Origin of the sequence: Methylobacterium sp. NPDC097929 (genome assembly GCF_049543375.1) — a bacterium.
In the GTDB taxonomy this organism is placed as follows: Bacteria; Pseudomonadota; Alphaproteobacteria; order Rhizobiales; family Beijerinckiaceae; genus Methylobacterium.
The window spans coordinates 590,618-609,833 of record NZ_JBMVEP010000001.1 but is presented as its reverse complement, the minus strand read 5'-3'; the positions used below and the strand labels follow the sequence as shown (position 1 = coordinate 609,833).

21 protein-coding genes are annotated in these 19,216 nt (G+C 72.0%); 9 read left to right on the top strand and 12 right to left on the bottom strand.

Annotated elements, in window-relative coordinates; all coding sequences use genetic code 11:
* Positions 1-184 precede the first annotated feature (184 nt).
* From ACPCJR_RS02860 to ACPCJR_RS02850, 3 genes are all read right to left on the bottom strand, one after another.
* On the bottom strand, positions 185-1,114 hold the full coding sequence (locus tag ACPCJR_RS02860; protein WP_391510783.1) for an AEC family transporter: 930 nt from the start codon (positions 1,112-1,114) through the stop codon (positions 185-187).
* Between the two features lie 109 nt (positions 1,115-1,223).
* Positions 1,224-1,529: a 50S ribosomal protein L28 gene (gene rpmB, locus ACPCJR_RS02855; protein WP_110349860.1), complete on the bottom strand. Its 306-nt coding sequence runs from the start codon at positions 1,527-1,529 to the stop codon at positions 1,224-1,226.
* 198 nt (positions 1,530-1,727) lie between these two features.
* Entirely contained in the window at positions 1,728-2,549 is an 822-nt protein-coding gene (locus tag ACPCJR_RS02850; RefSeq protein ID WP_391510784.1) for a tetratricopeptide repeat protein, read from the bottom strand.
* Positions 2,550-2,645: 96 nt separating this feature from the next.
* On the opposite strand from ACPCJR_RS02850, the gene ACPCJR_RS02845 reads away from it, so the two are divergent.
* Positions 2,646-4,055 (top strand): leucyl aminopeptidase family protein, encoded by a 1,410-nt coding sequence (locus ACPCJR_RS02845; RefSeq protein WP_391510785.1) that lies wholly within the window; start codon positions 2,646-2,648, stop codon positions 4,053-4,055.
* A gap of 19 nt (positions 4,056-4,074) precedes the next feature.
* Here ACPCJR_RS02845 and ACPCJR_RS02840 read toward each other — a convergent pair whose 3' ends face one another.
* Together ACPCJR_RS02840 and ACPCJR_RS02835 are read right to left on the bottom strand one after the other, a co-directional pair.
* Complete coding sequence (locus tag ACPCJR_RS02840) at positions 4,075-4,314, bottom strand: hypothetical protein (protein WP_391510786.1); 240 nt, start codon at positions 4,312-4,314, stop codon at positions 4,075-4,077.
* 111 nt (positions 4,315-4,425) lie between these two features.
* Positions 4,426-5,211 carry a cold-shock protein gene (locus ACPCJR_RS02835; RefSeq protein ID WP_391510787.1) on the bottom strand — a complete coding sequence of 262 codons (786 nt, stop codon included), beginning with the start codon at positions 5,209-5,211 and terminating at the stop codon, positions 4,426-4,428.
* A 374-nt stretch (positions 5,212-5,585) separates the two neighbouring features.
* Here ACPCJR_RS02835 and ACPCJR_RS02830 point away from each other — a divergent pair, with 374 nt between their 5' ends.
* Positions 5,586-6,062, top strand: coding sequence for a response regulator (locus ACPCJR_RS02830; RefSeq protein WP_110349865.1), 477 nt, complete (start codon positions 5,586-5,588; stop codon positions 6,060-6,062).
* Between the two features lie 6 nt (positions 6,063-6,068).
* Here ACPCJR_RS02830 and ACPCJR_RS02825 read toward each other — a convergent pair whose 3' ends face one another.
* Positions 6,069-7,010: a metallophosphoesterase family protein gene (locus ACPCJR_RS02825; RefSeq protein WP_391510788.1), complete on the bottom strand. Its 942-nt coding sequence runs from the start codon at positions 7,008-7,010 to the stop codon at positions 6,069-6,071.
* Between the two features lie 207 nt (positions 7,011-7,217).
* Between ACPCJR_RS02825 and ACPCJR_RS02820 the strand changes: the two genes are divergently transcribed.
* Genes ACPCJR_RS02820 through lpxK form a run of 3 tightly spaced genes read left to right on the top strand, consistent with a single transcriptional unit; the run spans position 7,218 to position 10,277 of the window.
* Entirely contained in the window at positions 7,218-7,985 is a 768-nt protein-coding gene (locus ACPCJR_RS02820) for a lysophospholipid acyltransferase family protein (protein ID WP_391510789.1), read from the top strand.
* Positions 7,982-9,286: a 3-deoxy-D-manno-octulosonic acid transferase gene (locus tag ACPCJR_RS02815; RefSeq protein WP_391510790.1), complete on the top strand. Its 1,305-nt coding sequence runs from the start codon at positions 7,982-7,984 to the stop codon at positions 9,284-9,286. Before ACPCJR_RS02820 ends, ACPCJR_RS02815 begins: the two co-directional genes overlap by 4 nt.
* Positions 9,287-9,293: 7 nt before the next feature.
* Entirely contained in the window at positions 9,294-10,277 is a 984-nt protein-coding gene (lpxK, locus tag ACPCJR_RS02810; RefSeq protein WP_391510791.1) for a tetraacyldisaccharide 4'-kinase, read from the top strand.
* A gap of 9 nt (positions 10,278-10,286) precedes the next feature.
* Here lpxK and ACPCJR_RS02805 read toward each other — a convergent pair whose 3' ends face one another.
* A complete protein-coding gene (locus ACPCJR_RS02805; RefSeq protein ID WP_391510792.1) occupies positions 10,287-10,697 on the bottom strand; it encodes a hypothetical protein in 411 nt (136 codons plus the stop codon).
* Positions 10,694-10,918 (bottom strand): DUF2093 domain-containing protein, encoded by a 225-nt coding sequence (locus ACPCJR_RS02800; protein WP_110349871.1) that lies wholly within the window; start codon positions 10,916-10,918, stop codon positions 10,694-10,696. Before ACPCJR_RS02800 ends, ACPCJR_RS02805 begins: the two co-directional genes overlap by 4 nt.
* A gap of 138 nt (positions 10,919-11,056) precedes the next feature.
* On the opposite strand from ACPCJR_RS02800, the gene ACPCJR_RS02795 reads away from it, so the two are divergent.
* Genes ACPCJR_RS02795 through deoA form a run of 4 tightly spaced genes read left to right on the top strand, consistent with a single transcriptional unit; the run spans position 11,057 to position 14,369 of the window.
* Entirely contained in the window at positions 11,057-11,494 is a 438-nt protein-coding gene (locus ACPCJR_RS02795; protein WP_391511211.1) for a cytidine deaminase, read from the top strand.
* Positions 11,484-12,296 (top strand): purine-nucleoside phosphorylase, encoded by an 813-nt coding sequence (locus tag ACPCJR_RS02790; RefSeq protein WP_391510793.1) that lies wholly within the window; start codon positions 11,484-11,486, stop codon positions 12,294-12,296. The genes ACPCJR_RS02795 and ACPCJR_RS02790 overlap by 11 nt, the downstream gene beginning before the upstream one ends.
* A 10-nt stretch (positions 12,297-12,306) precedes the next feature.
* Complete coding sequence (gene deoC, locus ACPCJR_RS02785; RefSeq protein WP_391510794.1) at positions 12,307-13,062, top strand: deoxyribose-phosphate aldolase; 756 nt, start codon at positions 12,307-12,309, stop codon at positions 13,060-13,062.
* The gene (deoA, locus tag ACPCJR_RS02780; RefSeq protein WP_391510795.1) at positions 13,059-14,369 is read left to right on the top strand and encodes a thymidine phosphorylase; all 1,311 of its coding nucleotides are present in this window, start codon (positions 13,059-13,061) and stop codon (positions 14,367-14,369) included. The genes deoC and deoA overlap by 4 nt, the downstream gene beginning before the upstream one ends.
* A gap of 49 nt (positions 14,370-14,418) precedes the next feature.
* Here the strand turns inward: deoA and ACPCJR_RS02775 are convergent, their stop codons facing one another.
* From ACPCJR_RS02775 to dnaK, 4 genes are all read right to left on the bottom strand, one after another.
* Entirely contained in the window at positions 14,419-14,745 is a 327-nt protein-coding gene (locus ACPCJR_RS02775) for a hypothetical protein (RefSeq protein WP_391510796.1), read from the bottom strand.
* A 119-nt stretch (positions 14,746-14,864) separates the two neighbouring features.
* Positions 14,865-15,524: a class I SAM-dependent methyltransferase gene (locus ACPCJR_RS02770; protein ID WP_391510797.1), complete on the bottom strand. Its 660-nt coding sequence runs from the start codon at positions 15,522-15,524 to the stop codon at positions 14,865-14,867.
* Between the two features lie 194 nt (positions 15,525-15,718).
* Positions 15,719-16,876, bottom strand: a complete 1,158-nt coding sequence (gene dnaJ, locus ACPCJR_RS02765; RefSeq protein ID WP_391510798.1) for a molecular chaperone DnaJ — start codon at positions 16,874-16,876, stop codon at positions 15,719-15,721.
* Between the two features lie 244 nt (positions 16,877-17,120).
* Positions 17,121-19,040 carry a molecular chaperone DnaK gene (gene dnaK, locus ACPCJR_RS02760; protein WP_391510799.1) on the bottom strand — a complete coding sequence of 640 codons (1,920 nt, stop codon included), beginning with the start codon at positions 19,038-19,040 and terminating at the stop codon, positions 17,121-17,123.
* Positions 19,041-19,216: the final 176 nt, after the last annotated feature.

Here is a 19,216-nt window from a genome sequence, read left to right as displayed (position 1 = left end):
CCGACGACGCGAGACCTGTCGGAGAGCGCGTCTCCCATCCACCATCCTCATCCTGAGGTGCCGCGCAGCGGCCTCGAAGGATCCTCCAGAGTCCGCGCGATTCCTGGAGTATCCTTCGAGGCCTGCGCTGCGCTCCGGCACCTCAGGATGAGGGAGAGGGTTGGATCGAGCGGAGTTTGAAAAACTATCCCCGCCCGAGCACCGTCAGCCAGCCGATGGTGGTCGCGGTCGCGGCGAGCGTCGAGACCAGCACCGCGGCGGCCACGAGCCCCTGCTCGCTCTTGTAGCGCACCGCCAGCAGGTACGAGTTGATGCCCACCGGCATTGCCGCGAACAGCACGGCCACGCCCGCATAGGCCGGCGGCATGGTGAAGACGTGGAAGGCCAGCCCGTAGACCGCCAGCGGATGCAGCCCGAGCTTCAGGGCCGCGACGACGCTGGCGCCGGGAAGGTCGTGCAGCACCTTGTAGCGGGTCAGCCCGGCCCCGAGCGCGATCAGCGCGCAGGTCGAGGCGGTGCCGGCCAGGGAATCGACCAGGGCCTTCGGAATGCCCGAGAAGGAGAGGCCCGCGGCCTTCATCGCCATGCCGACGACGAGTGCCAGGAAGATCGGGTTCTTGCCCAGCGCGAGGCCCAGCGCCTTCAGCCGCTGGCCGTAGGAACGCCCGCCCTCCGATTCGATCAGGAGGGTCGCCGCGCCCATCATCAAGGGCAGGTGCACGGCGAGCAGCATGAAGAGCGGGAAGGCCCCCGCCTCGCCGTAGGCCTGGAGGATCATCGGCACGCCGACGAAGACCGTGTTGGACTGGCTCGCGGCAAAGCCGTGCAGCACCGCGCCGCGCCGGTCGACGCCCTCGGTGCGGCGCCCGATCAGCGATCCGACGGTCCAGGCGAGGGCCGCCCCGCCGAAATAGCTCGCCCAGTAACCCCAGGCGATCTCGCCGGAGAGTCCCGGCCGGGTCAGCGTCGAGACGATGAGTGCGGGGACCGCGAGCGAGAAGACGTATTCCGACAGGCCGTCGCCGACCCGCTCCGAGATGATCTTGGCGAGCGAGGCCAGCCAGCCGACGAGGACGAGGCCGAAGATCGGAAGGATGAGGGTGAGCGCCGTCATCGGCCGCGAGTGCCCCGTCGAACGGAAAAGGCCACCGGGCGCCTTCAGCGCATCCGGTGGCCTCCCGATGATTCTGCGAAGAGGGCCGGTCCGTGCCGGCCCGGGCGCGTTACGCGGCGGCGGGCGTCGCGGTCTCGGCGAGCTTCTTCTCGATGTCGCGCTTGAGCAGGCGGGCCGTCTGCGACAGCTCGATCTCGCGGGCCTTGACGAGGAAGGCGTCGAGGCCGCCGCGGTGCTCGACCGAGCGCAGCGCGTGGGCGGTGACCCGCAGGCGGACGCGGCGGTTGAGCGCATCCGACTGCAGCGTGACGTTGCAGAGGTTCGGCAGGAACCGGCACTTGGTCTTACGGTTCGAGTGGCTCACGAGGTGACCGACCTGGACGGCCTTGCCCGTGAGTTCGCAGCGACGCGACATCGTTACAGTCCTGTCAACGTTAGGCCGGGTCTCGGCGCTGAAGCGTTTCGGCAATGCCCCACGGCTCTCGCGCCGAAGGCGTCGAACCCTCGCGACAATCGATACCGGCGGAGTCCTATGGAAGTGGCGAGCCTATAGGGGAGATGGGCCGGATTCGTCAAGGTCGAAGGGCGAGAAGTTCGGGGGCGAGCCCGCGCTCTACGGGACCACGCTTCGCGCCAGCTGCCGCCGGGGATGGGGGGCCGCGGCCTGCGCCGTCTTCGCTCCCGCATGGCGGGCCGCCATGGCGCGCAGGGACTGGACGTTGGCTGCCGCCTCCGCCGGTCCGAGATCCTGGGCCAGCACCCGCTCGGCCTCGTCGTAGCGGCCCTTCAGGCCGAGCACCAGAGCGAGGTTGCCGCGCACGCGGGCATCGGCCCGGGGCTGCTCGGCGGCGAGGCGCAGCGTCGTCTCCGCCGCGTCGAGCTGGCGGGCGAGCGCGTAGGACAGGCCGAGATTCGACAGGACGCGCGGCTCGTTCGGGGCGATCTTGAGGGCCGCGTCGTAGAGGCTCTGCGCCCGGGCATGGTCGCCGGTCTGGTCGGCCACCATGCCCTGCGCCGAGAGCACGCGCCAATCCGGCTGGGCCGGGCTGTGGGCGTTCTGGAGGACCTCGTTGGCCTCCCCGTAGCGGCCGGCCTCCGCGAGACTCTTGCCGTAGGCGGCGAGCACCGTCCGGTCCTTCGGGTTGCGCAGGGCGACCTGCTGCAGCACCGCCGCGGCCTGGGATTTCTGGTCGGTGGCCCGCAGGGCGTCGGCGTAGCGCATGGCGTTGCGCACGTCCTTCGGGTCGGAGGCGTAGCGCGCGGCCAGGGCGTCGATCTCCGCCCGGGGCGAGCGCTCGGAGCGCTTCGTGCCCAGCAGATCGAGGCCGCCGATCGAGCCCGTCGTCTCCGGCGATCGGCTCTGGCAGCCGGCAAGGCCGAGGCCGATCACGGCCGCAGCGAGCAGGCGCGGGGCCGTGCCGCGGATGCCGGTCATCTCTGTCATCTCCCGAGGCGGAACGCCGGCGCTTGCGCCGCGCCGACCCCGGGGTGATAGAGCGTTAACCCTAATGGCCGGTTAAGCTTCTCCTCCATGACCCAGACCGAGACCCGGGACGGACCCGCCCTCCTCGCCAGCGCCGCCGAGGCGATCCCGATTCTCTGCGTGACGGCGCAGGATTGGGCGGGTGCCGAGGCGGCGCTGCCGCCGATCCAGCGCGCCTTCGCCGCCGCCACGGGCTTTGCCCCGAAGGCCGGGCGCGTCGCCCTGCTGCCCGGTGACGACGGGCGTCTCGCCCGCGTCCTGCTCGGTCTCGGCGAGGCCGAGGCACCCGCCCGCGACCGCTTCCTGGCCGGCAAGCTGCCGGGGACGCTGCCGGCGGGCGATTACCGGTTCGAGCCCGGGGACGGGTTCGATGCGGGCGAGGCGGCCCTGGCATGGCTGCTCGGGAGCTACCGGTTCGAACGCTACCGCAAGCCCGGTGAGCCGCGCCCGCGCCTCGTCGCCCCGGAGGGCGCCGACGCGGCGGCGCTGGGGTGGATCGCGGCGGCGGTCTGTGCCGGGCGCGATCTCGTCAACACGCCCGCCAACGACCTCGGCCCCGCCGAGATCGAGGCGGCCTTGCGTGCCCTCGGCGCGCGGTTCGGGGCGGCGGTCACCGTCACAGCGGGCGCGGCGCTGAAGGAAGAGTTTCCCCTCGTCCACGCGGTCGGCGCCGCCTCGCCGCGGGCGCCGCGGCTGATCGATCTGACCTGGGGTGCGCAGGATGCGCCGCGGGTCACGCTGGTCGGCAAGGGCGTGGTGTTCGACACGGGCGGGCTCGACATCAAGCCCGCCTCCAACATGCTGCTGATGAAGAAGGACATGGGCGGCGCCGCCGCGGCGCTCGCAGCCGCGGAGATGATCATGGGCGCGGGCCTGCCGGTCCGCCTGCGGCTGATCGTGCCGAGCGTCGAGAACGCGATTGCCGGCGAGGCCTTCCGACCGGGCGACGTGATCCGCTCCCGCGCCGGCCTCACCGTCGAAATCGGCAACACCGACGCGGAGGGCCGCCTGATCCTCGCCGACGCCCTGGCGCTCGCCGACGCGGACGAGCCGGATCTGCTGATCGATTTCGCGACCCTCACCGGCGCCGCCCGCGTGGCCCTGGGACCCGACCTGCCGGCCTTCTTCACCGAGGACGAGGGGCTGGCCGCCGCCGTCGCGCAGGCCGGGCTCAGCGTCAACGATCCGGTCTGGCGCCTGCCCCTGCACGCGCCCTATGCCAGCCTGCTCGACTCGAAGGTGGCCGACCTCAACAACGCGCCGGGCGGCCCCTTCGCGGGGGCGATCACCGCCGCCCTGTTCCTGCGCCGGTTCGTGCGCCGCACGCGGGCCCACGTGCATTTCGACCTGTTCGGCTGGAATCCCTCGACCAAGCCGGGCCGGCCGGAGGGCGGCGAGGTGCAAACCGCCCGCCTCGCCCACGCCCTGGTGGCCGAGCGCTACCCACGGAAACAGTGACGGATTCGGCGGGCGCTCCTCAGCGTCCGCGCGCGGGCCGTTCGGAGTTCGGCAGGTGGCGTTCCTGCACCCGCGCCACGCTCGGCGGGAGCCCGTCTCCAGGTTTCGCCTCACCGGGCAGAGACGGTGCCGCGGCGTCGCGGTCGCGCCCGGAGGCCCAGCCCGCATTCACCCCGGCGTAGAAGCCGGTGAAGTCCTCGGCCGCGGCCGGCGCCGCGCAAAGCAGGAGCAGGCCGAGCGCGCTCGCCGTCCGCCGCATCGCATCACTCTCACGCTGAGCTCGTCGGGGGGCGCCCGATAGGCGCGGCCATTCCCACAAACGAAAACGGCGGCCGTGAGGCCGCCGCTTCGTCAATCCGTTGTGCGCCGATCAGTAATCGACGCTGACGCTCTGCGCCTCACGGCCCTTCTGGCCCTCGACGACGCCGAGGGTGACCTGCTGGCCCTCGGCCAGCGAGTCGAGGCCGGCACGCGACAGGGCGGAGCGGTGCACGAACACGTCCTTGCCGCCGTCGTTGACCGAGACGAAGCCGAAGCCCTTGGCCGGGTCGTACCACTTCACGGTGCCGGTCATCTCGACCGAGGGGCCGCTGGCGAAACGTCCGCCGCCGCCACCACCACCGCCGAAGCGGTCACGGCTGCCGCCGCCGAAGCGGTCGCCGCCACCGCCGAAGCGATCGCCGCCGCCACCGAAGCGGTCACCGCCGCCGCCGAAGCGCGGAGCCTCGCGCCGGGGCGGAGCCGCCTCGGCCGTCGAGGTGTCGACGCTGGTCACCGCGGTGACCTGCGGGCCCTTCTGGCCCTGAGCGGTCTGGACCGTCAGGCGCGTGCCGGGAAGGAGATCGTCGTGGCCGGCGGCTTCGACCGCACGGATGTGGAGGAAGGCGTCGCCGGAGCCGTCGCCGAGCTCCACGAAGCCGAAGCCCTTCTCCTTGTTGAACCACTTTACCGTGGCATCACGCTCCGGGCCCGTCGGCGCCGCGGCAGCGCGCGACGGACCGCGGTCGAAACCGCCACCGCCGCCGTAACCGCCACCGAAGCGGTCCCCGCCGCCGTACCCGCCGCTGGAGGGGAGCTGATCGGGCCACTGCGGCTCGGCACCACCCTCATCGAAGCCGCGCTTCTGCGGCCCCCTGAAATCACGACCACGTCCCATTGAAAGCTCGCAAAAACCGTTCGCCCGCCAAGTCTCGAATACCGCGTGCGCGCTATCTCGAGACAGCCCACGCCCCGCACTATCATTCCCCCGGCTGCGGCCACCGGGAGTAACGCCATAGGTCTGACGCAATCCCGCCCATACCGCAAGGAACTTCTAACCGGTCCGTGCTTCGAGCTCCGCTTTTTCGGGGTCAACTGCGTACGCAATCTCTTCCGCAGGGCTCCCTTGCCTCTTTGAGGTTGTGGGGCGGGACAATCCGGCCGAGGTGATTCGGCGCCGTGATCCCTCGCGGGCCTTAGGGAAACGCAAACCGGCACGGCGCTAGGGTGGCCCGGAGACGCTCCGGACCCCGCCGGGCGCGACCGCCGCCGATGATCGCAACCCCGACCTTCCCGGATCTCTCGGCCCTCGTCGTGGACGAGAGCCTCTATATCCGCCGCATCGTGCGCGACATGCTGATGCGCGTCGGCATCAAGCGCGTGCTGGAGGCGCCGGACGGCGCCGAGGCGCTCGGCGTGCTGGCCGAGAGCAAGCCCGACCTCACGATCATCGACTGGGATCTGGCGATCCTGTCGGGCGAGGAGTTCATCCGGCTCGCCCGCACGCCGGCCACTTCGCCCTCGCCGACGGTGCCGATCATCCTGATGCTGGCCCAGCCGCGCCGCAACGTCGTCGACCGGGCGATCGCGCTGGGGGTCAACGAGATCATCGCCAAGCCGTTCTCACCCAAGACCCTGTGGTCGCGGCTCGACGAGGTCATCAACCGGCCGCGGCCCTTCTCGCAGGTGAAGAGCCTGCTGCGCCCCCTGCCCCGCGCGAACGGCCTCTCCAAGATGGGCTTGATCTGACGGCCCTCAGGCCTGGCGACGGCGGTGGATGCGGCCGATCCGGTCGGCGGGCGGGGTCTCGATGTCGAAGCCCGAGAGCGGCCCGATGCCGCCCGCCTCGTCGAGGCCGCGCTCCGTCACGGCGATGCGGTAGCCGGCCTCCCCTCGCGTGACCGTGTAGAGGTAGTAGGAGGCGCGGCGGTTGGTGAGCAGCGTGCGTGCCGAGGCCGAGGGCGCGCCCACCACCGGCACCGGCCGTCCCTCCGGCCCCGGAATCTGCGCCACGGTGCCGACGTGGTTGTGCCCGTGCAGGATCAGGTCCGCCCCGGCCCGGCCGATCATCGCCGAGAAATCGGCCGCATCCTTCAATTCCCGCCCCGAGGCCGCTCCGCCGAGGTGGGGCGGGTGGTGGATCATCACCACGCGGCAGGGTCGCTCCGGCGCCGCGGCGAGATCGCGCAGAAGCCGCTCGGCCCGCTCGATCTGGCTCGGTCCGAGGCGCCCGCTCGCGGCGAAGGGCTTGGTCGGGATCGCCGAGGACAATCCCACCAGGGCGAGCGGCCCGCGCCGCCGCAGATAGGGGAAGGCGCAGCTCTGGCCGTCATCGGCCTCCGTCCAGCCGCCGCAGGTGCCGAGCAGGCCCTCCAGCGAGCCGCGGACATAGGCATCGTGGTTGCCCGGCACGAAGCTGACCCGGTCCGCGGGACCGAGCGCCTCCAGGAAGATCCGGGCGGTCTCCCACTCGTCGGGCAGGCCGAGATTGCACAGGTCGCCGGTACAGGCGACGTGATCGACGGCCTGGGCGTGCAGGTCGGCCACGAGCGCGCCGAGCAGGTCCATGTCGTGGTGGCGCCCGCGGCCGCGGCGCCAGTTCACGTAGCCGGTGGCCCGCTTGCTGAGGAGCTGGCGCAGGCGCGGTCGCGGCAGCGGTCCGACATGCGGATCGGTGAGATGGGCGAGTCGGAACATGTCGCCGCCCCGCATCGCGGGAACCCGCGCCCGCGTCAACACCGGACCGGGGCCGAAGCGCGACCGAGCTTATAACCTAGATTAAACTTCCGTATTCCGTCCGTTGCCTCGGCGGACCTGTCGGGGCTAGACAGCCCCGTCTGTCGGACCCTCCGGACCTCGCCGCCGGAGCCGGCAATCCGCGAATGGGAAGAGCGCGCCGATCCCATGGGCCTCATCAAGACCATCGGCCGCAAGCCGGCCGTGCAGCTTGCGCTCAGCCACGTCGCCTCCGGCTATCTCCGGCTCGTGCGGCGCACCAACCGCTTCACCCTGGAGCCGGCGGACGCCTATGCCCGGCTCGATGCCCACGGCCCGTTCATCGCGGCAATGTGGCACGGCCAGCACATCATGATTTCGTTCATGAGCCGTCCGCAGGACCGGGTCGCCACGATCATCTCGCGCTCGCCCGACGGCAACATCAACACCATGGCGCTCACCCGCCTGGGCGTCCGGGTAATGCGTGCCTCCGGCGCCCGGGGCCGCGCGGTGAAGGATGCGCGCGCCAAGGGCGGGGCGGAGGGCCTGCGCGCCATGGTCCGGGCGCTCAAGGGTGGCGAGACCGTCGCCTTCTCGGCGGACGTGCCCAAGGTTTCGCGGGTGTGCGATGCGGGCATCATCATGCTCGCCCGCTTCTCCGGCGCTCCCATCGTGCCGGTGGCCGTCGTGACGAGCCGGCACATCCGCTTCAACTCCTGGGACCGGGCCTGCCTCGGCCTGCCCTTCGGCCGCGGGGCGATGGTGTTCGGCGAGCCGACCTTCGTCCCCCGCGACATCGAGCCCCCCGAGGTCGAGGCCCTGCGGCAGCGGGTGCAGACGGAACTCAACCGCGTCCACGACCGCGCCTACAGCCTCGTCGGCCGGCCCGACCGGGTCGGCGCTTGGCCCGCGACGCCGACCGAGTCCTTGAGCGACGCGCCGGGCCGCCCGGCATGAGGGTGGCGCCGCTTCCCGTCGCCCTGCGCGCCTATCGCTACGGGCTCTATCTCGGCGAGCCCGCGGTCGCCGGCCTGCTGGCTTGGCGCTCCCGCCGGGGCAAGGAAGATCCTGCCCGGCTCTCCGAGCGCCGGGGTCTGGCCGGCCGGGCGCGGCCGGTGGGCCACCTCGTCTGGATGCACGGGGCCAGTATCGGCGAGGCCCTCTCCCTGGTCGGGTTGATCGAGAGCATGATCGCCCGCGGCTGCTCGGTGCTCGTCACCACCGGCACCCGCAGCGCCGCCGACCTTCTGAGCCGGCGCCTGCCGCCGGGCGCCGTGCACCAGTACATGCCGCTCGACGCGCCGCGCTGGATCGAGCGCTTCCTCGATCACTGGCAGCCCGACCTTGCCCTCGTGGCCGAATCGGAGATCTGGCCCAACACCATCGTCTCCCTTCATCGAAGGGGTATCCCGCTGGTGCTCGTCAACGGCCGGATGTCGGAGCGCTCCTACAAGGCCTGGACGCGCTCGCCCGACACCGCCCGCGCGCTGCTGACCCGGATCGCGGTCTGCCTCGTTCAGACCCGGGAGGACGGCGAGCGCTTCGCCCGGCTCGGCGCCCCGCGCATCAGCGTGGTCGGCAACCTCAAATACGACTCGGCCGTACCACCCGCGGATGCGCAACAGGTCGCCTATCTCGGCGACATGATCGGCGACCGGCCGGTCTGGGTGGCGGCGAGCACCCATCCGGGCGAGGACGAGATCGTCGCCCGCGTCCATGCCCGCCTCAAGCCGCGCCTCCCCCGCCTGCTGACGGTGATCGTGCCGCGCCATCCCCGCCGGGGCGAGGAGGTGGCCCAGGCCGCCGTGGAAGCCGGCCTGCGCGTGGCCCGCCGCGCCAAGGGCGGGCGCCCGCTGCCGGGCATCGACCTCTACGTGGCCGACACGCTCGGCGAACTCGGACTGTTCTACCGGCTCTGCCCGCTCGTCTTCCTCGGCGGCTCGCTGGTGCCGCACGGGGGCCAGAATCCGATCGAGCCGGTGCGCCTGGAGAGCGCGATTTTGCACGGGCCGTACGTCCACAATTTCACGGAGCCCTACGGCGCTCTCGACGCCGACGGCGGTGCGCGCGCGGTCGCGGACGAGGATTCCCTCCTCGCGGCGGTCGCCGAACTCGTCGCCGATCCGCACCGCCTCTCCGCCATGGCGCAGCGGGGCCATGCGGCGCTCCTGCCCTTCGAAGGGGCCGTGACGCGCACGCTGGCGGTGCTCGAACCCTACGTCGCGCAGATGAAGCTGGCCGCGCGGGAGCGCGCCTGAGCCCCCGATGCGCCCGCCCGGATTCTGGTCGCAGCCGCCGACCCATCCCCTCGCCCGGCTGCTGGCACCCGCGGGCCGTGTCTACGGTGGGCGCGTCGCCGGCCGCATGGACCGCCCCGGCGCCGCACCGCCCTGTCCCGTCCTCTGCGTCGGCAACTTCACCCTCGGCGGCGCCGGCAAGACGCCGGCCGCCCTGGCCCTCGCCGGCCTGCTGCGCGATCTCGGGCACCGGCCCGCCTTCCTCAGCCGCGGCTATGGCGGCCGGCTCCCCGGGCCGCTCGCCGTCGATCCCGCGCGGCACGGCGCGGCGGAGGTCGGTGACGAGCCGTTGCTGCTCGCGGCGCGCGCGACCACGATCGTGTCCCGTGACCGCCCGGCCGGCGCTCGCCTCTGCGCGGCTTCCGGTGCCAGCGTGATCGTCATGGATGACGGGCTGCAGAACCCCAGCCTGACCAAGACCCTCGCGCTCGCCGTGGTCGATGCCGGGGCGGGCGTCGGCAACGGCCTGCCTTTCCCGGCCGGCCCCCTGAGGGCGCCGCTGGCCCGGCAATGGCCGCATGTGGCCGGCCTCGTCCTCGTCGGGGACGGCGCGCCCGGCGCGGCGGTCGCGGAGGCGGCGCAGGCCCGCGGCTTGCCGGTCCACCGCGCCCGCCTCGTGCCCGAGGCCGGCGGGGCCTGGGCCGGGCGCCGGGTCGTCGCTTTCGCCGGGATCGGCCGCCCGCAGAAGTTCTTCGAGACGCTGCGGGGGCTCGGCGCGCAGGTGGTGGCCGAGCGGTCCTTTCCCGATCATCACCCGTTCCGGGATTCGGATCTGGCGGATCTGGCGGCGCTGGCCCGGCGCGAGGGCGCCGGCCTCGTCACCACGGCCAAGGATGCGGTGCGCCTGCCGGCCGGGCGGAGCGCGGGGGTGGAGGTGCTGCGGGTGGTCCTCGCCTTCGCCGACGAGGCGGGTATCCGGGCTCAACTCGCGGCGGCGTTCCCGCGGGCCTGACGCTCGGCGTCAACGGCAGGGTCCGGTCGGGCTCCGATACCAGCGGTAGACGGCCCGGCGGCCGTCGATGCCGGTGTCGCATTGCCGGTAGCCGTGCGCGGTCAGCACGGCGCGTCCCGCCAGCAGGTAGGGGATGGGCAGTAGCAGCATCAGCGGGATGCAGGCCAGGGCAAGGCCCATGAGCCGGGTGTCACCGCGTGGCGTCCCCTTGCGCCGCAGCAGCATCGCCGCGAAGGCGGCGAGCCCGATGGCGGCGGCCAGGGCCGCCGGCGCGTGGCTCGACAGTTCGATCCGCTCGGTGCCGGTGATCAGGGCGGCGAGATCGCTGATGCCGATGACAGCAAGGCCTGCCGCTCCGGCGAGCAGGCCGATTCCGACGAGGTCGGTCGAGGCGGGGCGGCGGACGCGGCGCGGCGTCAACGGCTCGCGCGGGTCTCCTTGAGCCGCTGCATCGCCGCTTCGGGAGAGGCGTAGGCCTCCTGGCGATCCACGTCCCAGTAGCGCAGGGCGTCGAGGGCGATGGGCTCGCCGGTCACCGCGCAGCGCACGTAGGTGCCGGGCTTGACCACCCGCATGGTGCCGTCACCGAACTCGACCTTGGCCTCGCCGCCGGTCGATCCCCGATCGTAGCGTCCGAGCATTGCCGTGGCCTCCCGCTGCCGTCCAATCCGTCCCGATCTGCCTTAGAAGGCGCGCGCGGCGCTGTCGACTGCCGGCGCGTCCCGTCCGCTCCCGCCCCTCGACAGGCAGGGGCACCTCGGGCCAAACCGGACCATGCCCTGTCCGCTGCCCCGAGCGCGCCCGTGACCGAACCCGACCTCGACGCCCTGTTCGCGGCAGCCCTCGCCATGCGCGCCCGCGCCCACGCGCCCTATTCCGGGTTCCGTGTCGGTGCGGCCCTGTGCGACGAGGCCGGGCGCATCCATGCCGGCTGCAACGTGGAGAACGCCGCCTATCCCGTCGGCACCTGTGCCGAGGCGGGCGCCGTCTCCGCGATGATCGCGGGCGGGGGCCGCCGCATCCGGGCGATCCTCGTCCTGGCCGACAGCCCCGATCCGGTCACGCCCTGCGGGGCCTGCCGCCAGCGCATCCGCGAGTTCGGGGCGCCCGACACGCCGATCCTCGCCGCCGGACCCGGCGGCCTTCGCGCCCGCTACACGCTGGAGGCGCTGCTGCCGGCCTCCTTCGGACCGGAGCATCTCGCCCATGGTGGCTGACGACGCCGCGCTCGCCCGGCTGCGGGCCGAGGGCTTCGCCGGCCCTCACGCCTGCGCCATCGTCACCGGGACCGGCCTGGGTGCGCTGGTGGAAGCGGTCGAGGATCGTCGCAGCCTCGCCTACGCAGAGATTCCCGGTTTTCCCGCCCCGGGCGTCAGCGGGCATGGCGGCCGCCTGCATCGCGGGCGTCTCGCGGGGCGGTCGGTCCTCGTCTTCGAGGGGCGGGCTCACGCCTACGAGCGGGGCGATGCGGCGGCGATGCGCCGGCCGCTCGCCGCCGCGCGAGCGTTGGGTGCCGATCGACTCCTGCTCACCAACGCGTCCGGCTCTCTGCGTCCCGCCGTCGGTCCCGGCAGCCTCGTGATGCTGAGCGACCACATCAACCTGTCGGGGCTCAACCCGCTGATCGGCGAGGCGAGCGACGCGCGCTTCGTGCCGATGACGGACGCCTACGATCCCGCCCTGCGCCGCGCTCTGCGGGCGGCGGCGCAGGAGGCCGGCCTGCCCCTGGCCGAGGGCGTCTACGCTTGGTTCTCCGGGCCGAGCTTCGAGACGCCTGCCGAGGTCCGCATGGCCGGCATCCTCGGCGCCGATCTCGTCGGCATGTCGACCGTGCCCGAGACCATCCTCGCCCGCTTCCTCGGCCTTTCCGTCGCCGCCGTCTCGGTGGTGACGAACCTCGCGGCGGGGATCGAGGGCGGCGATCCCCACCATGCCGAGACCAAGGCGGTCGCGGCCCGCGCGGGCACCGACCTCGCCCGGCTCGCCGCCGCCTTCGTCGCCCGCCTGCCGGAACCTTGAAGGATCGCGGATGTCCGCACCCTCCCCCCTCCCCCCGCGCGAGGCCGCCCGCGTCGCCCGGCGCGCCCTGCCGCTGCTCGACCTGACGGATCTCGGCGAGAGCGCCACCGAGGCCGGCGCGCTGGCCCTCTGCGAGACCGCCCGCGGAAGCGGCGTCGCCGCCGTGTGCGTCTGGCCGCGCTTCGTCCCGGTCTCGGTGAGCGCGCTCGAGGGCAGCGGTGTGCGCGTGGCCACCGTCGTCAACTTCGCCTCGGGCGAGGAGGACGCGGCGCAGGTCATCCGCGAGACGCGCGAGACCCTGCGCGCGGGCGCCGACGAGATCGATCTCGTCCTGCCCTACCGCGCCCTGATGCGGGGCGATTCGGACGGAGCCCGGGCGATGGTCTCCGCTATACGCGAGGCCTGCGGCGACCGGCTTCTCAAGGTGATCCTGGAGACCGGCATGCTCGGGGACGCGGATCTGATCGCCCGGGCGAGCCGGCTCGCGCTGGAGGCCGGCGCCGACTTCCTCAAGACCTCCACGGGCAAGACGCCCGTTTCCGCCACGCTGCCCGCCGCGGAGATCATGCTCGACGCGATCCGCGCGGGCGGCCGTCCGGCGGGCCTCAAGGTCTCGGGGGGCCTGCGCCGGGTCGAGGACGCCGCCGCCTATCTGGCGCTCGCCGACCGGATCATGGGGCCGGACTGGGCCGGTCCGACGACCTTCCGCATCGGCGCGAGCGCGCTCCACGCCGAACTGGTGCGCGCCCTGGGGGCGGAGGCATGAGGCTCCCCCAGGAGATCATCCGCGACAAGCGCGACGGACGCGCGCTCTCGCAGACCGACATCGCCGGCTTCATCCAGGGGCTGGTGCAGGAGCGCGTGACCGAGGGGCAGGCCGCGGCCTTTGCCATGGCGGTGTTCTTCCGCGGGCTCAGCCTCGACGAGCGCGTGGCGCTGACCCGGGCCATGACCGGCTCCGGCACGGTGCTGGCCTGGGACCTGCCCGGCCCCGTGCTCGACAAGCACTCCACCGGCGGGATCGGCGACACCGTGAGCCTGCCGCTCGCGGCGATGGTGGCGGCCTGCGGCGGCTTCGTGCCGATGATCTCCGGGCGCGGGCTCGGCCATACCGGCGGCACCCTCGACAAGCTCGCCAGCATTCCCGGCTACGACGTGGCGCCGGGCCTCGACCGTTTCCGCGCGGTGGTCGCCGAGGTCGGCTGCGCCATCATCGGCCAGACCGCCGAACTGGCGCCGGCCGACCGCCGCCTCTACGCGATCCGCGACGTCACCGGGACGGTGGAATCCCTCGATCTCATCACCGCTTCGATCCTCTCCAAGAAGCTCGCGGCGGGGCTGCAGGGCCTCGTCATGGACGTGAAGGTCGGCTCGGGCGCCTTCATGGTGAGCCGCGAGGAGGCGCGGGCGCTGGCCGAGAGCATCGTCACGGTGGCCAACGCGGCCGGCCTGCGCACCCGCGCCCTCGTCACCGACATGGACGCGCCGCTCGCCTCCGCCGCCGGCAACGCGGTCGAGGTGGCCTACGCGCTCGATTACCTCACCGGCCGCACCCGCGAGCCGCGCTTCCACGCGGTGACGCTGGCGCTGGCCGCCGAGATGCTGACCATCGGCGGCCTCGCCGCGGATGTCGGGCAAGCGGAGGAACGGCTGACGGAAGCGCTCGATTCGGGCCGGGCCTGCGAAGTCTTCTCGCGGATGGTGGCGGCTCTGGGCGGCCCCACCGACCTCGTCGACACACCGGACAAGCACCTGCCGCGGGCGGCGGTGGTGCGCCCGGTGACGGCCGGAAAGGCGGGTCTCGTGGAGCGCGTCGATACCCGCGCCGTCGGCCTCGCGGTGATCGGGCTCGGCGGCGGCCGTACCCGGCCGCAGGACGCGATCGATCCGAGCGTCGGCTTCACCGGTCTCGTGCGGCCCGGTGACCGGCTCGCGGCGGGCGATCCGATCGCTCTCGTCCACGCGGCGGACGAGGCCGCGGCCGGGCGGGCCGAAGCGGCTCTGCGGGCGGCCTACCGGATCGGCACGGCCTCACCGGTCGCCTGCGAGGCCGTGATGGAGCGGCTCGGCTGAAACGGGAAGGCCGGCCGAGGCGACAGCCCCGGCCGGCCTTCCGCCTCGCTTACCAGCGGTGGCGGTGACCCCAGTGACCGCGATGGTGATGGCGGTGGCCCCAGCCGTGGTGATGGTGGCCCCAGTGGCGGCGGTGATGGCCCCAATGCCCGTGACGATGGTGGCGGTGGCCCCAATGGCGGGGATGGTGGCGATGGCCGAAATGATGGTGCTGCCACTGCACCGTTTCGACGGTCGCCTCGGAGGCGAGCGCTGCGGCGGGAGCCGGCGCGAGCGGCGCGGCGCGGGCGGCATCGGCACCGAACAGGCCGGCGGCCATGAGCGCGAGGCCGGCGAGCGCGGCGCGGGCGCGCCCTGTCATGGATCGCTGGGACATGGTGTGACCTCCAATCATCGGCCGTCGGGACCGGCCTTGGAGGTGACGCTAGGCGGCGCCGGGTGAATGGCGACTGAGCGCGATCCGTACAATCGGAAACATGCCAGCGATGTCGGCGCTCAGGGACCGGCGGCGCCCTGCGGCTCGGGCCGCCGATAGACCCAGACGCGGGCGGGCGGCAGGTTGAGCCAGACCCGGTTGGAGCGGCTGGCGGTGTAGCTGCCGGCCTCGCACTTGGCAGGGATCGGCGGCACCACCGCGTAGGTGAACTGCACGAAGGGGGCACCCGGACGCATCAGGTCGTGGGCGCCCTGAAGCAGCTCGAGACGCTGTTCCAGGGGCTTGGTGAACAGTGGCAGGCTCGAGATCGTCGCGGCGCTGAGGCTGCCGAGCCGGTCGCCCAGCGTGTCGCGGATGCGGTAGGCATCGCCGCAGATCACGGTGGCGCCGGGAAAGCGGCGGCGCAGCAGCGTGCAGAAATCCGGGTTGAACTCGACGAGGACGAGCCGGTCCTGATCGAAGCCGCGGCGGATCAGAGCCTCGGTCACCGGGCCGGTGCCCGGTCCCAGCTCGATCACGGGACCCGCGACGTTCGGATCGGCGTAGGCCGCCATGGTCCGCGCGAGCATCCGGCCCGAGGGCGTGACGGCGCCGGTGACGAGCGGGCGCTCGAACCAGGAGCGCAGAAAGCGCGCCTCGTCCTCCAGAGGATCCTTCCGCTCGCGGATGACGCGTGTCGCGGCGACGGCTCGGGCGCTGGTACGGCGAAGCGGCGGCACGTCCGATGGTCCTCGGGTCATCATGGAGGGGACAGGCTAGACGACGAAAACCCGCACTCAGTCAAGCTGCGCCGCGCGCGTCCGTAACGAACGGCACGCGGCGCGCCGCACCGAGCCGCGGAGAGAACCGGCGTCCCGCGGTTTTGATCCCGCGGCGCGCCGCCCGTAGGTCGATGGCTGCAGTTGCGCGCCGCTCACGTCCGCATTGCGCCGCTGACGAAGAAGTCGCGCACCTTGGAGAAGAACCCGGCGCTCTCGGGGTGGTTCTCGTCGGAGGCCGACTGGTCGAACTCCTGCAGGAGCTCGCGCTGGCGCTTGGTCAGGTTCTGCGGCGTCTCCACCGAGACCTGGATGTAGAGGTCGCCGACCTCCCGCGAGCGCAGCACCGGCATGCCTTTGCCCTTGATGCGGAACTGCTTGGCGGTCTGGGTTCCGGCCGGGATGCGCACCTGGGTCTGCGAGCCGTCGATCACCGGCACGGTGATCTCGCCAGAGAGTGCCGCCGTCACCATCGAGATCGGCACGCGGCAGAACAGGTCCGCCCCGTCGCGCTGGAAGAACGGGTGCGGCTTGATCGAGAGGAAGACGTAGAGGTCGCCCGCCGGGCCGCCGCGCAGGCCGCTCTCACCCTCGCCCGCGAGCCGGATGCGCAGGCCGTCGTCGACGCCCGCCGGCACGTTGATCGAGAGCGTGCGCTCGCGGTTGACCCGTCCTGCGCCGGAGCAGGCCGTGCAGGGATCGTCCACCACCTCGCCGCGGCCGTGGCAGCTCGGGCAGGTCCGCTCGATCGCGAAGAAGCCCTGCGCCGCCCGTACCCGCCCATAGCCGCCGCAGGTCGAGCAGGTGCGCGGCTTCGAGCCGGCCTTGGCGCCGGTGCCGGAGCAGACCTCGCAGGCGATGGAGGTCGGGATGCGGATCGTCTCGGTCTTGCCGGAGAACGCTTCTTCGAGGCTGATCTCGAGGTTGTAGCGCAGGTCCGAGCCGCGCTCGCGGCCCGGCGCGCCGCCGCGCCCGCGCCCGCCGGAGCCGCCGGGCGCCGCCCGTCCGTCCCCGAAGAAGTTCTCGAAGATGTCCGACATGAAGTCGCCGAACTCGTTGCCGAATCCGGGTCCGCCCGCGCCGCCCTGGCTGAAGGCGGCATGGCCGAAGCGGTCGTAGGCCGCGCGCTTCTGGCCGTCGGAGAGGCACTGATAGGCCTCGTTGACTTCCTTGAACTTGATCTCGGCTTCCTTGTCGCCGGGATTGCGGTCCGGATGATGGACCATGGCGAGCTTGCGGAAGGCGACCTTCAGCTCGCTCTCCGTCACGGTCTTCGAGACGCCCAAGACCTCGTAATAGTCCCGCTTCGACATTCCCGGCCCCTGGAGCCTCTCGTTCGCGTCGGCTGCCGGCCCGATCGTCGGTGCCGGTCTCTCGGCCGCGCCGCGATCCGCCTCCCGACTCGAACGGGACGGGCCGGATCGACCACCGCATCCATCGGACGCCCGACAAGGTTGATCCCCGAGCCTTGCCCGAGGATCAAGCCGTCCGCATCGTCCCTGGAACGAAAAATGCCGGGAGCGGCGCTGGCGCACCGCTCCCGGCCATTACGACGACTTACGCGCGCTTCTTGCGCTCGTTCTCGTCCACTTCCTGGAAGTCGGCGTCGATGACGTCGTCCTTCTTCTCGCCCGCGGCCGCGGCACCCTCGGCGCCCGGCGCGCCCTCGGTCTGCGAGGCGGCGTACATGGCCTCGCCGAGCTTCATCGAGGCCTGCATCAGGTCGTTGGTCTTGGCCTTGATGCCCTCGGCGTCGTCGCCCTCCAGCGCCGTGCGCAGCGCGGTGATGGCGGACTCGATGGCACCCTTGTCGGCGGCCGAGACCTTGTCGCCGTACTCCGCGACCGACTTCTCGGTGGCGTGGATCAGGCTCTCGCCCTGGTTCTTCACCTCGACCAGCTCGCGGCGCTTCTTGTCCGCCTCGGCATTGGCCTCGGCGTCCTTGACCATCTTCTCGATGTCCGCGTCGGAGAGGCCGCCCGAGGCCTGGATGCGGATCTGGTGCTCCTTGTTCGTCGCCTTGTCCTTGGCCGTGACGTTCACGATGCCGTTGGCGTCGATGTCGAAGGTCACCTCGATCTGCGGCATGCCGCGGGGCGCCGGCGGGATGCCGACGAGATCGAACTGGCCGAGCAGCTTGTTGTCCGCCGCCATCTCGCGCTCACCCTGGAAGACCCGGATGGTGACCGCGTTCTGGTTGTCCTCGGCCGTGGAGAAGACCTGGGACTTCTTGGTCGGGATCGTGGTGTTGCGGTCGATCAGGCGCGTGAACACGCCGCCCAGCGTCTCGATGCCGAGCGAGAGCGGGGTCACGTCGAGCAGCAGCACGTCCTTGACGTCGCCCTGGAGCACGCCGGCCTGGACCGCGGCGCCGATGGCGACGACCTCGTCCGGGTTGACGCCCTTGTGGGGCTCCTTGCCGAAGAAGGCTTTGACGACCTCCTGCACCTTGGGCATGCGGGTCTGGCCGCCGACGAGCACGACCTCGTCGATCTCGGCCGGAGAGACGCCGGCATCCTTGAGCGCCTTGCGGCAGGGCTCGATCGTGCGCTGCACGAGGTCGTCGACGAGGCTCTCGAACTTGGCCCGGCTGAGCTTGAGCGCGAGGTGCTTCGGCCCGGAGGCGTCGGCGGTGATGTAGGGCAGGTTGATCTCGGTCTGGGTGGCCGAGGACAGTTCGATCTTCGCCTTCTCGGCGGCCTCCTTGAGGCGCTGGAGGGCGAGCTTGTCCTTGGTCAGGTCGATGCCCTGCTCCTTCTTGAACTCGGCGGTCAGGTACTCGACCACGCGGTTGTCGAAGTCCTCGCCGCCGAGGAAGGTGTCGCCGTTGGTGGACTTCACCTCAAACACGCCGTCGCCGATTTCGAGGATCGACACGTCGAAGGTGCCGCCGCCGAGATCGTAGACCGCGATGGTGCCGGCCTTCTTCTTGTCGAGGCCGTAGGCGAGCGCGGCCGCCGTCGGCTCGTTGATGATGCGGAGCACTTCGAGGCCGGCGATCTTGCCGGCATCCTTGGTGGCCTGACGCTGGGCGTCGTTGAAGTAGGCGGGCACCGTGATGACGGCCTGCGTCACCGGCTGGCCGAGATGCGACTCGGCCGTCTCCTTCATCTTCTGAAGGGTGAAGGCGGAGATCTGCGAGGGCGAGTAGCGCTTGCCGTCGGCCTCGACCCAGGCGTCGCCGTTGTCGCCCTTTGCGATCTTGTAGGGCACGAGGCCCTTGTCCTTCTGCGTCAGCGGATCGTCGTAGGTCCGGCCGATCAGACGCTTGATTGCGAAGAAGGTGCGTTCCGGATTGGTCACGGCCTGCCGCTTGGCGGGCTGGCCGACGAGGCGCTCCCCGTCGTCGGTGAAGGCGACGATGGACGGGGTGGTGCGGGCGCCTTCCGCATTCTCGATGACCCGCGGCTGCGTGCCTTCCATGACGGCCACGCAGGAATTGGTGGTGCCGAGGTCGATACCGATCACTTTACCCATGGTGGGATCCCTCTGTTGGATTTTTCAAGCAGACCGCCGAGCCCCGAAGCAGCTCGACCCATGGCGGTTGAAACGTCTGGTTTGAGAACGGGATGGTCCGAAGCGCCTGACCCTCGCGGGATGCGCTCCCAAGGCCTCGTCCCGTGTCCCGCCGCATATAAGAAGACGGCTACGCC

Coding starts and splice junctions, on each gene's coding strand:
- ACPCJR_RS02860 (WP_391510783.1), bottom strand. CDS start 1,114: ATGACGGCGCTCACCCTCATCCTTCCGATCTTCGGCCTCGTCCTCGTC.
- rpmB (WP_110349860.1), bottom strand. CDS start 1,529: ATGTCGCGTCGCTGCGAACTCACGGGCAAGGCCGTCCAGGTCGGTCAC.
- lpxK (WP_391510791.1), top strand. CDS start 9,294: ATGCGCCCGCCCGGATTCTGGTCGCAGCCGCCGACCCATCCCCTCGCC.
- ACPCJR_RS02800 (WP_110349871.1), bottom strand. CDS start 10,918: ATGCTCGGACGCTACGATCGGGGATCGACCGGCGGCGAGGCCAAGGTC.
- ACPCJR_RS02815 (WP_391510790.1), top strand. CDS start 7,982: ATGAGGGTGGCGCCGCTTCCCGTCGCCCTGCGCGCCTATCGCTACGGG.
- ACPCJR_RS02790 (WP_391510793.1), top strand. CDS start 11,484: ATGGTGGCTGACGACGCCGCGCTCGCCCGGCTGCGGGCCGAGGGCTTC.
- ACPCJR_RS02775 (WP_391510796.1), bottom strand. CDS start 14,745: ATGTCCCAGCGATCCATGACAGGGCGCGCCCGCGCCGCGCTCGCCGGC.
- dnaK (WP_391510799.1), bottom strand. CDS start 19,040: ATGGGTAAAGTGATCGGTATCGACCTCGGCACCACCAATTCCTGCGTG.
- ACPCJR_RS02850 (WP_391510784.1), bottom strand. CDS start 2,549: ATGACCGGCATCCGCGGCACGGCCCCGCGCCTGCTCGCTGCGGCCGTG.
- deoC (WP_391510794.1), top strand. CDS start 12,307: ATGTCCGCACCCTCCCCCCTCCCCCCGCGCGAGGCCGCCCGCGTCGCC.
- ACPCJR_RS02840 (WP_391510786.1), bottom strand. CDS start 4,314: ATGCGGCGGACGGCGAGCGCGCTCGGCCTGCTCCTGCTTTGCGCGGCG.
- ACPCJR_RS02825 (WP_391510788.1), bottom strand. CDS start 7,010: ATGTTCCGACTCGCCCATCTCACCGATCCGCATGTCGGACCGCTGCCG.
- ACPCJR_RS02835 (WP_391510787.1), bottom strand. CDS start 5,211: ATGGGACGTGGTCGTGATTTCAGGGGGCCGCAGAAGCGCGGCTTCGAT.
- ACPCJR_RS02845 (WP_391510785.1), top strand. CDS start 2,646: ATGACCCAGACCGAGACCCGGGACGGACCCGCCCTCCTCGCCAGCGCC.
- ACPCJR_RS02830 (WP_110349865.1), top strand. CDS start 5,586: ATGATCGCAACCCCGACCTTCCCGGATCTCTCGGCCCTCGTCGTGGAC.
- dnaJ (WP_391510798.1), bottom strand. CDS start 16,876: ATGTCGAAGCGGGACTATTACGAGGTCTTGGGCGTCTCGAAGACCGTG.
- deoA (WP_391510795.1), top strand. CDS start 13,059: ATGAGGCTCCCCCAGGAGATCATCCGCGACAAGCGCGACGGACGCGCG.
- ACPCJR_RS02820 (WP_391510789.1), top strand. CDS start 7,218: ATGGGCCTCATCAAGACCATCGGCCGCAAGCCGGCCGTGCAGCTTGCG.